Origin of the sequence: Microlunatus antarcticus, from assembly GCF_014193425.1 — a bacterium.
Taxonomy (GTDB): domain Bacteria; phylum Actinomycetota; class Actinomycetes; order Propionibacteriales; family Propionibacteriaceae; genus Microlunatus; species Microlunatus antarcticus.
Map to the genome: position 1 here is coordinate 3,635,120 of NZ_JACHZG010000001.1, position 13,171 is coordinate 3,648,290.

Here is a 13,171-nt window from a genome sequence, read left to right on the forward strand (position 1 = left end):
ACGTTCCCCGGGCCGTCGAGGTCGGACGGTCAGGCCGCGCCCGACCCCGGACCGGACGGGAGCCCGGCGGCGTCCAGCGCGCCGGCCAGCGCCTCACGCTGCTCGGCCGTCGCGGGCACCAGCGGCAGCCGTACGCCGCCCACGCCCCGCCCCTGCAGCTCGAGCCCGGCCTTGACCAGGATCGCGCCCTGGGTCGCGAAGATTCCCACGAAGATCGGCAGCAGCCGGCGGTGCAGGCGCAGCGCCTCCGCCGGGTCGCCCGTGATCGCGGCCTCCACGAGCGCCCGCGCCTGCGGGCCGCAGAAGTGGGTCGAGGTGCCGATCACGCCGACCGCGCCGATCGACAGCAGCGGCAGGGTGAGGGCGTCGTCGCCGGAGTAGTAGGCGAGGTCGGAGGCCGCCATCACGCCGGCCGAGGCCACGAGGTCGCTCTTCGCGTCCTTGACCGCGACGACGCGCGGGTGCTCGGCCAGACGCAGCAGCGTCTCGCTGGCGAGAGCCGTCCCGGCCCGGTGCGGGATGTCGTACAGCATCACCGGCAGCCCGGTCGCATCGGCGAGGGTGCGGAAGTGCTCGACGAGCCCGGCCTGCGGGGGGCGGGAGTAGTACGGCGTCACCGCCAGCAGGCCGTCCGCGCCGGCCTTCTCCGCGGCGGCCGCGAGCTCGAGGGTGTGGGCGGTGTCGTTCGTGCCCACCCCGGCGACCACGTGCGCCCGGTCGCCCACCGCGTCGACGACCGTGCGGACCAGGTCGGCCTTCTCCGCGTCCGTGGTGGTCGGGGCCTCGCCGCCCGTCCCGTTGATCACGAGGCCGTCGTGCGCCTGCTCGTCGACCAGATACGTCGCGAGGGCTGCGGCGGCGTCGAGGTCGACCGAGCCGTCCACACGGAAGGGCGTCACCATCGCGGTGAGCAACCGCCCGAACGGCGGGTCAGCCTTGGCAGCCATGCGGGTCATCCTACGGAGCGGGATCGGGAACGGGTTCGCGGAGCGCCAGCGACGTGAACCCAGTCGGGGGGTGTGGGGGGTCGTCCCCCCTCAGGACAGAGCCCCTCAGGACGGGTCGATGACGACCAGCGGGTCGCCGTCGTTGACGACGTCCCCGTCCTCGACCACGATCTCGACCACGGAGCCGGCGACCTCGGCGAGCACCGGGATCTCCATCTTCATCGACTCGAGGATGACCACCGCGTCGTCGGAGGCGACCCGCTGCCCCACCTCGACCTCGACCTTCATCACGGCCGCGACGAGCTCGGCGACGACGGTGTGGCTCATGGAGCGCACTCTAGTGAGTCCCGGCCGCCCCGGTCGCGCGCACCGCTCCGCAGGCACTGTTCCGAGGGCTGGTCGGACGACGTCGCACCGATAGGCTGCGGGCGTGAGCCCCTCGTCTGCTGCCACCAGCCCCACCGCCGGCCCCGGCGTGCCGACCTCGCCCGCCGCGGCGCCGAAGCCGGTCTCCTGGGCCTTCGCCGAGGACTTCGCGGCCGAGGGCGATGCGGCGGCACAGGCGCGCGTCGAGACCGGGCCGCTCGGGGTCGAGCCGCTGAGCCGGGGCACGGTCAGCACGCTGACCTTCCTCGCGCAGGCCGTGCAGGCCCGCGCGGTGGTCGAGATCGGCACGGGGACCGGCCAGTCCGGGCTCGCCCTCTTCGCCGGCATGCAGCGCGACGGCATCCTGACCAGCGTCGACCTCGAGGCCGACCACCAGCGCCAGGCGCGGAAGGCGTTCAGCTCGCTGGGCATCGCGAGCCAGCGGTTCCGCCTGATCGCGGGCGACGCGCTCACCGTCCTGCCCAAGCTGAGCGACGGCGCGTACGACCTCGTCCTCGTCGCGGGCGACACCCTCGAGTACGCCGACTACGTCGCCCAGGGCCTGCGGCTCCTGCGCCACGGTGGTCTGCTCGTCATGACCCACGTCCTGTGGCACGACACCGTCGCAGACCCGGCGAACGACGACGACGAGACCCTCTCCGTCCGCAGCGCGCTGGAGGCGGTCACGGAGAACGAGGACCTCGTCGCCAGCCTGCTCCCCGTCGGCGACGGCCTGCTGGTGGCGGTCAAGCGCTGAGCGGAGTCCTCAGCACCCGGCAGATGCAGAACGGGGATGGTTCGGCACCGTAGCGGTGCCGAACCATCCCCGTTCTGGCTCGGGTCAGGGTTGCGCGAGCGCCAGCGAGTGGAACCCACGCGGGGGTGTGGGGGTCGCCCCCCTCACGAGAGAGTGCCTCAGGCCTTGACGTAGGAGAGGCAGTCAGCGCCCGAGGCGGCAGACCCGACGCTCACGAACGGGGCGCGGCACTCGAGCGCCTCGTTGTTCACGCAGTCGGCCCGCTGGCAGGCACCGACCTGGGCGACGACGTCGAGGCCGCCCTTGTCGTTGAGGGACAGGAACGTCGCGCAGGCGGCGTCGGCGTTCATGCTGATCGCGAAGGCGTGGCAGCCGTCGTCGTTGTAGGCGCAGCTCGTCGCGGAGCAGTCGTGGACGGCGGGCATCTCGAGAACATCGGTCATGGGGAGCCTCCTGGGCGTCGATCAGGATCGGGTACGAGACCGAAACTAGACCGGTTCCAGGCGCCCCGCCAGCAAGCGCAGGCTCCCCTCAGAAGGCGTAGGGCAGGCTGCCCTCACCGCATCTGCCCTGATCAGGGCCCTGTTCAGACGCCCAGACCACGACAGCCGCTCAAGATCGGAACAGCCGCACAGGTCGCGGCCTGTGCGGCTGTTCGTGACCTGGGCGGCTGTTGCGGAGGTACGCGGCTGTTCTCGGAGTCGAGCGGTCGGGCGTCTACTTCACCGTGATGTTCTTGCCGACGACGGTGATGCCGCTGTCGGAGACCGTGAAGCCGCGGGCGAGGTCGTCGGCCTTGCTCACGCCGATCTGGGCGCCGTCGAGGACGACGACGTTCTTGTCGAGGATCGCGCTGCGGACGACGGCCTTGTGCCCGATGCGGACACCCTGGAGGAGCACGGAGTGGTCCACCTTGGAGCCCTCGTCGACCCGGACGTTCGGCGAGAGCACCGAGCTCTCGATCGAGCCGCCCGAGATGATGCAGCCCGGGCTCACCAGCGAGTCGAGCGCGAGACCGCGCAGCGTGAACTTCGCCGCCGGCTGCTGCACCGGGTAGGTCCAGATCGGCCAGCCCGCGTTGTAGAGGTTGAAGACGGGGTCAATCGAGACCAGGTCCATGTGCGCCTCGTGGTAGGCGTCGATCGTCCCCACGTCGCGCCAGTAGGCCTTGTCGCGGTCGGTCGATCCGGGCACGTTGTTGGCCGTGAAGTCGTAGACCTGGGCGTCGCCGCGGTTGACGAAGCTGGGCACGATGTCGCCGCCCATGTCGTGGCGCGACTCCGCGTCCTCGGCGTCGGTGTTGAGGCACTCGATCAGCGCGTCGGTGGTGAAGATGTAGTTGCCCATCGAGGCGAACGACGAGTCCGGGTCGTCGGCCAGGCCCGGCGGGTCGGCCGGCTTCTCCAGGAACTCGGTGATCTTGTTGTCGGGCGCCGCGTCGATCACGCCGAACGCCGACGCCTGGTTGCGCGGGACGCGGATCGCCGCGACGGTCAGGCCCTTGCCGCCGTCGATGTGCGCCTCGAGCATCTGCGAGACGTCCATGCGGTAGATGTTGTCGGCGCCGAAGACGACGACGTAGTCGGGCTTCTCGTCCATGATCAGGTTCATCGACTGGAAGATCGCGTCGGCGCTGCCCTGGTACCAGTGCGGGCCGAGCCGCTGCTGCGCCGGGACGGGCGTCACGTAGTTCCCGAGCATCGTCGACATCCGCCACGTCAGCGAGATGTGGCGGTCGAGCGAGTGGGACTTGTACTGCGTGAGCACGGCGATCTGGCGCATGCCGGCGTTCGCGAGGTTGGACAGGACGAAGTCGATGAGGCGGTACGTGCCGCCGAACGGGACGGCCGGCTTGGCCCGGTCCGCGGTCAGGGGCATCAGACGCTTGCCCTCGCCCCCGGCGAGGACGATGGACAGAACCTTCGGTGGTACGGCCATGAGCAAAACCTAGGGGTCCTGCTGTGATGCCCGCCACCCGGGGTGGTGCGCGCTCGGGGGGCCCGTGGGATATTCACCTCCATGAGCCCTGCCGACGACGTCCAGGACGCCGACACCCTCACCGCGACCGGCGGTCCCGCAGCCCCCGACGGGAGGCTCTCGGTGTCGATCCTGACCCGGGAGTACCCGCCCTCGATCTACGGCGGCGCCGGGGTCCACGTCGCGCAGCTGGTGCCCCAGCTGCGCGCGCTGGTCGACGTCGACGTGCAGTGCATGGGCGAACCCAGGGAGGGCGCGACCGCGCACCCCGAGAACTACCCCGCCGGGGCGAACGCCGCCATCCGGGTCTTCGGGGCCGACCTCGGCATGGTCGCCGCGGTGCCCGAGGTCGACGTCGTGCACTCGCACACCTGGTACGCGAACCTGGGCGGCCTGCTGACGGGCCTGTTCCAGGACGTCCCGCACGTCGTGACCGCGCACTCGCTCGAGCCGCACCGGCCGTGGAAGGCCGAGCAGCTGGCCGGGGGCTACCGCCTCTCCTCATGGGCCGAGCGCACCGCGTTCGAGGCGGCCGACGCCGTCATCGCGGTCAGCGAGGGCATGAAGACCGGGATCCTCGAGTCGTACACGAACCTCGACCCCGCCCGGCTGCACGTGGTCAAGAACGGCATCGACACCGACGAGTTCGCGCCCGACCTGGGCACCGACGTCGTCGAGTCGATCGGGATGGCGCTGGACAAGCCGACCGTCGTCTTCGTCGGCCGGATCACCCGGCAGAAGGGGCTGATCCACCTCGTCCGCGCGGCGGAGCAGTTCCACCCCGACACCCAGCTCGTCCTGCTCGCCGGCGCCCCGGACACCCCGGAGATCGCCCGCGAGATCGGCGACGCCTTCTCCCACCTCCAGGCGAGCCGCGGGAACGTCATCTGGATCGAGGAGATGCTCCCCCGGGCCAGCGTGCGCCAGATCCTCTCGCACGCGACGGTCTTCGCCTGCCCCTCGGTCTACGAGCCGCTCGGCATCGTCAACCTCGAGGCCATGGCCTGCGAGACCGCGGTCGTCGCCAGCGCGGTCGGGGGCATCCCCGAGGTGGTCGTCGACGGCGAGACCGGCTACCTCGTGCCGTACGACCCGGCGCGCGCCGGCGACGCGGACTTCGTGGCCGCGTTCGAGGCCGAGTTCGCCGCCCGCGTGAACGCGCTGACCGCCGACCAGGAGAAGGCGAAGGCCTTCGGCCTCGCGGGGCGCCAGCGCTGCGTGGACGAGTTCAGCTGGGGCAAGATCGCCGCCCAGACCGTCGAGGTCTACCGCGCGGCCATCGCGTACCACGCGGGTCGCTGACGGGTTCGAGCCAACGCGTCAGCGCGTTCCGGAACCGTCCGGGTACACCACAGGCCCCGCGCTGGTGCGCGGGGCCTGTGGCGGTATCTGGAGCGGGTCGCCTCAGCCGATGACGCCCTTGAGCGCCTCGGCGAGGTCGGTGGCCTCGGTGGCGTTCAGCTCGACGACGAGACGACCGCCACCCTCGAGCGGAACGCGCATGACGATCCCGCGACCCTCTTTGGTGACCTCCATCGGTCCGTCACCGGTACGCGGCTTCATCGCTGCCATCGTGCATCCTCATCTGCTAGGGATCGTGGAACTCCGCAATTATCGCGTACGGCCCTACGTTCTCGCACGGTGGGCGACGACAGCCTCCACCGCGGCGTGCAGGACGGCCTCCTGGGGGACCTCGCAGTCGCTGCGGTGGTCGTCCACCAGACCCGTCGCCTGCATGAGCGCATACGCCGTCGTGGGCCCCACGAAGCGGATCCCCACAGCCTTCAGCGCCTTGGCCAGCGCGGTCGACTCGGGGGTGACGGCGCGGAACTCGTCGGGCCCCGGACGCGGCGACGGCGTCCGGAACGACCAGACCAGGTCGACGAACCCCTCCCCCAGCTCGGCGACAGCCCGGGCGTTGGCGATCGCGGCGTCGATCTTCGCGACGTTCCGCACGATGCCGGCGTCCGCGAGCAGCCGGGCCCGGTCGTCCTCGTCGAAGCCGGCGACGACCTCGGGCCCGAAGCCGGCGAACGCGCGCCGGAAGTTCTCGCGCTTGCGCAGGATCGTGATCCAGGAGAGCCCGGACTGGAACGCCTCCAGCGTCAGGCGCTCGTAGAGCCCGGCCACGCTGTGGACCGGCCACCCCCACTCGGTGTCGTGGTAGGCGACGTACTCCGGCGCCGACAGCGACCACGGGCATCGCACCAGCCCGTCGGGACCGCGGACGTCGTCGGGATCAGGAGGCACGGGGCGCTTCGACGAGACCCGCGAAGGTGTCGAGGCTGGCCGCGAACCCGCGCCGCATGACGGGCAGGGCGAGCCGCAGGAGCGCCTCGACGGGAGCGCCACCGGGCACCGAGAAGACCTCGGTGGCGACGAGGCGCGCCCCGACCGGGTCGGGCAGGACCTTGAACGACCCCTCGCCGGTGAAGTAAGGGCCGAGGTGCAGCACGGCGAGCTCGCCCGGCGGGTCGCCCACCTGGGTGCCGGGCGGCGTCCAGCCGGTGACGACGAACCGGTCGAGCAGGCCGACGGGCAGGCCGCCCAGGCGGAAGCCGCTCAGCGCCGACACACGGGTGCCCAGGCCTCGCGCCGGTCCGCCCGTGACCCGGACGTGGGTGAGCGGGATCCACCGGTCCTGGCCCGGCCAGTCCACGAGCTCGTCCCAGACCCGCTCCGGGCTCGCGGCCAGCGCGCGGGACACCTCCAGACGCAGGGTCATCGCGGCTGCTCCCACGTGGCCGGCGCGCTCTCGAGCGGTCCCCCGGTCGCTTCGGTGGCCACCCCGCCGGGCGCACCGAGCTGCGCCTCGAGCTGGGCGATCCGGACGTCGCGGGCCTCGAGGTCGCCGGCGAGCCGGTCGAGCACGGCGTCCACCTGGTCCATCGCGTAGCCGCGGAGCGCCACGCCGAACCGGAGCTGCCGTACGGCGTCCCCGTCGAACCGGCCGTCCGGCAACGTCGCGTCGAACGTGTCACGCACCGGTTCCCGCGCCATCGATCCTCCGCCTCCCGCGGCCACCACCGCCGCCACGCCGAGCGCCACGACGGCGACCGCGGCGATGAACCACTCCATGGCCACGATCGTGCCACGCCGGGCAGCGGCGGCGGGCTACTCCGGGCGCTCGGCCGCGACGGGCCCGGGCGAGGCGACCACGGCGGCGACCGCCTCGTCGACGTCGTCGGTCACGACGAACATCTCCAGGTCGGGCCCCGAGATCGTCCCCTGCTCTAGCGCGGTCTCGCGCAGCCAGCCGAGGAGCCCGGACCAGTAGGCAGTACCGAAGAGCACCACCGGGAACGAGGTCACCTTGCGTGTCTGCACCAGCGTCAGCGCCTCGAAGAGCTCGTCGAGGGTGCCGAACCCGCCCGGCAGCACGACGAAGCCCTGGGAGTACTTCACGAACATCGTCTTGCGGGCGAAGAAGTAGCGGAAGTTGATGCCGAGGTTCACGTACGGGTTGAGCCCGGTCTCGAACGGCAGCTCGATCCCCAGCCCGACGGACACGCCGCCGGCCTCGGCCGCGCCCTTGTTCGCCGCCTCCATGATCCCCGGGCCGCCACCCGTGATGACGGCCTGGCCCGCCTGCGCCAGCCGTGCCGCGATCTGCTCGGCGGCGGCGTAGAACGGGTGGTCGGCCTTCGTCCGGGCGGACCCGAAGACCGCGGTCGCCGGGCCCAGCTCGGCCAGGGTGCCGAAGCCGTCGACGAACTCGGCCTGGATGCGCAGCACCCGCCACGGGTCGGTGTGCACCCAGTCGGTCGGGCCGCGCGACTCCAGCAGCCGCTGGTCGGTGGTCGTCCCGGGGTGCTGGGTGCTGCCCCGGACGACCGCGCCCTGGACGAAGCGCTTGCTCTGGGTCGGTTCCGTCACAGACGGGACCCTAATCGCGGAGGTCGAGCCGCGCCGGTTCCGGCGACCACCCGGTGCCATGCTCGGGCGATGGCGGGAGCGAGCACGGACACGCAGCGGGTGGTCTACGTCAACGCGAACTGGACGGTGGGTCGCCACGACGGCGTCGCCTTCGAGCTGCTGGTGGTGACCGAGGACGAGGCGCGCCACACCCTCCAGGTGCCCGCCGTCCAGATGGCGCCGCTCCTGGCCCTCACCCAGGCTCCGGGCGTCGTGCTGCTGTGGGACCCCGCGGGCCCGACGCTGATCGCGGCGAACCTCCTCGGCGAGTGGGTGGACCCGGCCTGGTCCGCGCGCGGACGGGGCGAGCCGACGGACCAGGAGCTGCGCTAGCGGCTAGCCCAGCCAGCGCAGGAGCGCGTCGCGGCAGGTGTGCAGGTCGGCCGTCGGGCAGAACTCGTCGTCGGCGTGGGCCTTGCTCGGGTCGCCCGGGCCGAAGTTCACGGCGGGGATGTCGAGGGCCGAGAACCGGGCGACGTCGGTCCAGCCGAACTTGGGGTGCGCCTCGCCGCCGACGGCGGCCAGGAAGTCCGCGGCAATGGGCCGGTCGAGGCCGGGCCGGGCGCCGGTCGCGACGTCGGTGATCTCGAGGTCGAAGCCGTCGAGGACCTCGCGGACGTACGCCTCGGCCTGCGCGTCGTCCTTGTCCGGCGCGAAGCGGTAGTTGACCTCGACCACGCAGCGGTCGGGGATGACGTTCCCGGCGATCCCGCCGGCGATGCGGACGGCGTTCATGCCCTCGCGGTAGACGAGGCCCTCGACCTCGACCTGGGCGGAGGTGTGGGCGGCCAGGCGCTCGAGCAGGGGGCCGGCGGCGTGGATCGCGTTGCTCCCCATCCAGGAGCGGGCGGAGTGCGCGGCGACGCCGGTCAGCGTCACCTCGGCGCGCATCGTGCCCTGGCAGCCACCCTCGACGCGGGCGTTCGTGGGCTCGAGGAGCACCGCGAACGAGGCCGCCAGCAGGTCGGGGCGCTCGCGGCCGATCCGGGCGAGGCCGTTGAGGCTGGCCTCGACCTCCTCGTGGTCGTAGAAGATGAAGGTGAGGTCGCGGGCCGGCTCGCGCAGCGCGGCGGCGACCGCGAGCTGGACGGCGACGCCGCCCTTCATGTCGCAGCTGCCGCGGCCGTGCACGACGCGGTCGTCACCCTTGCCCGTGGTCGTCGACGGCACGTTCCCGGCGATCGGCACGGTGTCGGTGTGCCCGGCCAGCACCACGCGCTCGGCGCGACCCAGCTGCGTGCGCGCCACGAGGACGTCGCCGTCGCGGATCAGCTCGAGGTGGTCGAGCGGCTCGAGCGCTGCCTGGATCGCGTCTGCGATGCGGGCCTCGTCACCGCTCACCGACTCGGTGTCGACCAGGGCCACCAGCAGCTCCGTGAGGTCACCGGTGAGGTCGAGCGCGGGCAGGGACTCCGGGGGCGACGCGGGCATGAGCGCGACCCTACCGACGTACGGTCCCCCTAACCTTGGGTGCATGACTCCCGGGGACAGGTCTGACGCTGCCACCGACGCCGGGCGACGGCTCGCCTGGGGGTGGGGCCTCGCCACGGTGCACGCGAGCGGCGTGCTCGACACCTCCTTCCCGGACCCGCGGCTGGGCGCCGCCTCCGACGAGCCGCCGACGGCCCTGTGGGAGGAGGCGCAGCGCACCGACGACGTCCGCGACGTCCGTGTCGAGCTGCGCCGGGTCGAGATCGACCTCGACGTACCGCCGGCCGACGTCTCGGACGCGTACCTCCGCCTGCACCTGCTGAGCCACCGGCTCGTCGCGCCGCGCTCGATCGACCTGGACGGGATCTTCGGCGTCCTGCCGAACGTCGCCTGGACGAGCGCCGGCCCGTGCGCCGTGGCCGACTTCGAGACCACACGGTGGCGGCTGCGCGCGGCGTACGGCCACGTCACCGTGCACGGGGTCGACAAGTTCCCCCGGATGGTCGACTACGTCCTGCCGGGCGGCGTCCGGATCGCCGACGCCGACCGTGTCCGGCTCGGCGCCCACCTGGCCGCGGGGACGACCGTGATGCACGAGGGCTTCGTGAACTTCAACGCCGGCACGCTCGGCACGTCGATGGTCGAGGGACGCATCTCGGCCGGCGTGGTCGTGGGGAGCGACTCCGACATCGGCGGCGGCGCCTCGGTGATGGGCACGCTCTCCGGCGGCGGCACCGAGCGGATCTCGATCGGCGAGCGGTGCCTCGTCGGCGCGAACGCCGGCATCGGCGTCTCCCTCGGCGACGACTGCGTGGTCGAGGCCGGCCTCTACGTCACCGCCGGCACCAAGGTCACCCTCCCCGACGGGCAGGTCGTCAAGGCGACCACGCTCTCGGGCGAGCCGGGCCTGCTCTTCCTGCGCAACTCCGTCAGCGGAGCCATCGAGGTGCGCCGCCGCGCCGGAGCGTCCGTCGAGCTGAACGCGGCGCTGCACAGCCACCAGTAGGCGTGGACCCGATGCCTGGTCGAGCACCTGCGTCCGGGCGGTCGCGCGCCCGCGGCCGGCCGCCGTACGCCCGCCGCCGCTTCGTCACGCTCGTCGCTTTCGGCGTGGTCGCCGTGCTCGTGGTCGTCGCCGCGCTCGGCGTGCGCGGCTGGCTGCGCGACCGGGGCGTCGTCGCGCCGCTCCCCGGCGAGGAACGGTGCGTCGCGACCGTCGGCGACCGGGACGTGGTGCTCGACCTCGACCAGGCGCACTACACCTCGATCGTCGTCGGGCTGTCCGTACGCCGCGAGCTCGCCCCGCGGGCGGGCTCGATCGCGATGGCGACGGTCTACCAGGAGACCGGCATCCGGAACCTGGACTACGGAGACCGCGACTCGGTCGGTCTCTTCCAGCAGCGCCCGTCGCAGGGCTGGGGCACCGAGAAGCAGCTGATGGACCCGTACTACGCCACGACGAAGTTCTACAACGCGCTCGTCCGCGTGCGCGACTGGGAGAGCCGGGACATCACCAAGGTCGCCCAGGCCGTGCAGCGCAGCGCCTACCCGGACGCCTACCGCGACCACGAGCCGGACGCGCGCGTGCTGGCCAGCGCGCTCACCGGCCAGACGGCACGGGCCGTCACCTGCCTCGTCCACGACGAGGTCGACGGCGACGCCGACGGGCTCGCGGAGTCGCTGGAGGAGACGTTCCGTGTGGGCACGACGACGACGGACAAGGTCGTGACCGTCAAGGCGAAGACCCAGCGGCTGGCCTGGGCGTACGCGCAGTACGCCGTCGCCAACGCGGGCCGCCACGGCGTGGTCACCGTCGAGGTGGACGACCGGGTCTGGACGACCGACCAGTTCTCGCTGCCCACCTGGGTCAAGCAGGGCGACGCCGGTCGGACCGTGCGCGTCACGGTCCGCTGAGCTCCTGACGCCGCAGACCCACCACGGGGGGTGCGGCGTCAGAACGTCGGATCACGTCGGGCCCACCCCCACCCGGTAGCTGCGGGTGTCGCTCTGCGCGCCGGTCGCGACGTTCGTCGCGCTGACGTCGAGGTAGCGCACCGCCGTGAAGTCCTTCGGCGGCGCGAACGTGCAGTCCGCCACCGTCGCGCCCGCCGCGAGCCGGCGCCGTTCGCACGACCAGCCCTTCGGGGCCGAGGCCACCGGCGTGCCGTCGTCCGTCCGCCAGCGGAAGGAGAGGTTCACCGGGGTCTGCTGGAGGTCCGAGGCACCGAGCTGGACGCGGACCTGCCCGCCCACCGCGACCTCGACCGACGCGCCCGTCGCCGGCGTCGCCGCGCTCCAGCGTGGCTTGTCGTCCACGTCGGGCACGGGGGTCAGGTCGACGAGCAGCAGCCGCTCGGTGCCCGCGTCGAGCCGTTGGTGGACCGGGAGCACGTCGGCGCCGGCCGGGGCGAAGGAGTCGACCCACCCGGTCAGGGGTCCGGCCAGGGTGTGCCGACGCAGGTCGGCGACGAACGGCTGGAGGGTCCCGCCGGTGGGTTCCTTCTGGACGATCGCGAAGCGGCCCGACGCCGAGGAGACGTGGCCGGGATCGGAGGAGGCGTAGACGCGGTAGCAGGTCGACAGTCCCGGCGGGCCGAAGAGGCTCACCGTGTTCGTGGCCGGAGACCACTGCCGCAGCGACGAGCAGCCGCCCGGGCCCGCCCCGACGTACGAGGACCCGTCCCGGGTCCAGTAGCCGCCGGTACCGCGGTACGTGGCGGGAGCCGACGCGCCGCTGCTCAGGTCGCGGTACCGGTAGGCGTCCGGGCGGTCGTCGCCGACGAGCAGGTACTGCCCGGTCGGGGACGCGACCGCGCTGCCGTCCGAGGTCCGGACCACCGTGCCGCGGGTGCGGTCCCACAGGGCCGTGCCTCGGCGGAGGTTGCCCAGCACCTTGTCGGCTCCGGGGCCGACGAACCGCGCGAAGTCGACGTACCCCGCGCGGGTCGGGAAGGCGGTGGACGAGCCGTCGGTGAAGTCGTGGACCAGCATCACGTTCGACCCGCCCCCGAGCACGTCCTCGCCGACCACCGCCGTGCCGTCGCGGGACCAGTCGTCGCCGAAGAAGACGTGGGGGTCGAGGACGTCGCACGCGGTGCCCGTGCCGAAGCAGGACCCGGTCTTCTGGTCGTACGAGGTCCGGCCGCCGGTCCACCCGGTGAAGCGGTGGTCCCTCGGAGCCCACTCGAGGAGCTGGACGTGCCGGTCGGGACCCGAGAGCGGCAGGCTGACGCCGCCGGCCCGGTCGTAGACGAAGCCGGCCTCGCGCGGGGCGTCCACCGCGGGGGCCGGGTGCGCGTCGGAACGACCGGTGAAGGACAGGTACCGCCCGTCGCCCGACACGCCGGTCACCGTGTAGACGTGAGCGTCCGGGGCCAGCACCGTGACCTGCCCGGGGTCGGCGTCCCACGCGTAGACGGTCACGTCGCCGCCGGCGGCGTTGACCGACCAGACCAGGGTGTCGGCGTCCGCCGCCCAGCGGACCCCGGAACCGCACGCGACGTGCGCGTGGGTCAGGCCGACCTGCACCTTCCTCGCGAGGTCGTAGACGTGCACGTCGCACCGGTCTCCCGACACGACGAGCGAGGCGTAGTAGGCCCCGTCGACGCTGAACCCCGGCCGGGTGGTGCCGTACGGGACGGTCCCGAGGTCGGCGACGACCGAACCGACCCCCGCGTCCACGGCCGGGGCGGCCACGGCCGCGGGCACCGGCAGGATCCCGGCCCCGACGCCGCACAGCAGCAGGGCCAGGGTCCAGCGCCGTCGTCGTGTCATCTCT

General features: G+C 72.8%; 16 protein-coding genes. 5 read left to right on the forward strand and 11 right to left on the reverse strand.

What is annotated here, in order from left to right; genetic code table 11:
• Nucleotides 1-29: 29 nt before the first annotated feature.
• Complete coding sequence (dapA, locus tag FHX39_RS17060) at nt 30-947, reverse strand: 4-hydroxy-tetrahydrodipicolinate synthase (protein ID WP_232530650.1); 918 nt, start codon at nt 945-947, stop codon at nt 30-32.
• Between the two features lie 105 nt (nt 948-1,052).
• A complete protein-coding gene (locus FHX39_RS17065) occupies nt 1,053-1,274 on the reverse strand; it encodes a biotin/lipoyl-binding carrier protein (protein WP_183340377.1) in 222 nt (73 codons plus the stop codon).
• Between the two features lie 103 nt (nt 1,275-1,377).
• On the opposite strand from FHX39_RS17065, the gene FHX39_RS17070 reads away from it, so the two are divergent.
• Nucleotides 1,378-2,070, forward strand: a complete 693-nt coding sequence (locus FHX39_RS17070; protein WP_332836897.1) for an O-methyltransferase — start codon at nt 1,378-1,380, stop codon at nt 2,068-2,070.
• A gap of 158 nt (nt 2,071-2,228) precedes the next feature.
• Here the strand turns inward: FHX39_RS17070 and FHX39_RS17075 are convergent, their stop codons facing one another.
• Entirely contained in the window at nt 2,229-2,513 is a 285-nt protein-coding gene (locus FHX39_RS17075; protein WP_183340379.1) for a DUF1540 domain-containing protein, read from the reverse strand.
• A 274-nt stretch (nt 2,514-2,787) separates the two neighbouring features.
• Nucleotides 2,788-4,008, reverse strand: coding sequence for a glucose-1-phosphate adenylyltransferase (gene glgC, locus FHX39_RS17080; RefSeq protein WP_183340381.1), 1,221 nt, complete (start codon nt 4,006-4,008; stop codon nt 2,788-2,790).
• A gap of 81 nt (nt 4,009-4,089) precedes the next feature.
• On the opposite strand from glgC, the gene glgA reads away from it, so the two are divergent.
• Nucleotides 4,090-5,349 carry a glycogen synthase gene (gene glgA, locus FHX39_RS17085; RefSeq protein WP_183340382.1) on the forward strand — a complete coding sequence of 420 codons (1,260 nt, stop codon included), beginning with the start codon at nt 4,090-4,092 and terminating at the stop codon, nt 5,347-5,349.
• 102 nt (nt 5,350-5,451) lie between these two features.
• Here the strand turns inward: glgA and FHX39_RS17090 are convergent, their stop codons facing one another.
• Genes FHX39_RS17090 through FHX39_RS17110 form a run of 5 tightly spaced genes read right to left on the reverse strand, consistent with a single transcriptional unit; the run spans nt 5,452 to nt 7,923 of the window.
• Nucleotides 5,452-5,619, reverse strand: coding sequence for a DUF3117 domain-containing protein (locus tag FHX39_RS17090; protein WP_091075091.1), 168 nt, complete (start codon nt 5,617-5,619; stop codon nt 5,452-5,454).
• A gap of 54 nt (nt 5,620-5,673) precedes the next feature.
• Nucleotides 5,674-6,297: a DNA-3-methyladenine glycosylase I gene (locus FHX39_RS17095; protein ID WP_332836898.1), complete on the reverse strand. Its 624-nt coding sequence runs from the start codon at nt 6,295-6,297 to the stop codon at nt 5,674-5,676.
• Nucleotides 6,287-6,772 (reverse strand): SRPBCC family protein, encoded by a 486-nt coding sequence (locus FHX39_RS17100; protein WP_183340383.1) that lies wholly within the window; start codon nt 6,770-6,772, stop codon nt 6,287-6,289. Before FHX39_RS17100 ends, FHX39_RS17095 begins: the two co-directional genes overlap by 11 nt.
• Nucleotides 6,769-7,125: a DivIVA domain-containing protein gene (locus FHX39_RS17105; protein WP_183340384.1), complete on the reverse strand. Its 357-nt coding sequence runs from the start codon at nt 7,123-7,125 to the stop codon at nt 6,769-6,771. Before FHX39_RS17105 ends, FHX39_RS17100 begins: the two co-directional genes overlap by 4 nt.
• Nucleotides 7,126-7,161: 36 nt before the next feature.
• A complete protein-coding gene (locus FHX39_RS17110; RefSeq protein ID WP_408631493.1) occupies nt 7,162-7,923 on the reverse strand; it encodes an LOG family protein in 762 nt (253 codons plus the stop codon).
• A gap of 69 nt (nt 7,924-7,992) precedes the next feature.
• Between FHX39_RS17110 and FHX39_RS17115 the strand changes: the two genes are divergently transcribed.
• The gene (locus FHX39_RS17115; protein ID WP_183340386.1) at nt 7,993-8,295 is read left to right on the forward strand and encodes a hypothetical protein; all 303 of its coding nucleotides are present in this window, start codon (nt 7,993-7,995) and stop codon (nt 8,293-8,295) included.
• A 3-nt stretch (nt 8,296-8,298) separates the two neighbouring features.
• Here the strand turns inward: FHX39_RS17115 and dapE are convergent, their stop codons facing one another.
• The gene (gene dapE, locus FHX39_RS17120) at nt 8,299-9,393 is read right to left on the reverse strand and encodes a succinyl-diaminopimelate desuccinylase (protein ID WP_183340387.1); all 1,095 of its coding nucleotides are present in this window, start codon (nt 9,391-9,393) and stop codon (nt 8,299-8,301) included.
• Between the two features lie 43 nt (nt 9,394-9,436).
• On the opposite strand from dapE, the gene dapD reads away from it, so the two are divergent.
• Nucleotides 9,437-10,399, forward strand: coding sequence for a 2,3,4,5-tetrahydropyridine-2,6-dicarboxylate N-succinyltransferase (dapD, locus tag FHX39_RS17125; RefSeq protein WP_183340389.1), 963 nt, complete (start codon nt 9,437-9,439; stop codon nt 10,397-10,399).
• Between the two features lie 11 nt (nt 10,400-10,410).
• The gene (locus FHX39_RS17130) at nt 10,411-11,307 is read left to right on the forward strand and encodes a hypothetical protein (protein ID WP_183340391.1); all 897 of its coding nucleotides are present in this window, start codon (nt 10,411-10,413) and stop codon (nt 11,305-11,307) included.
• Between the two features lie 51 nt (nt 11,308-11,358).
• Here the strand turns inward: FHX39_RS17130 and FHX39_RS17135 are convergent, their stop codons facing one another.
• Nucleotides 11,359-13,167 carry a TolB-like translocation protein gene (locus FHX39_RS17135; protein ID WP_183340393.1) on the reverse strand — a complete coding sequence of 603 codons (1,809 nt, stop codon included), beginning with the start codon at nt 13,165-13,167 and terminating at the stop codon, nt 11,359-11,361.
• Between the last annotated feature and the right edge of the window lie 4 nt (nt 13,168-13,171).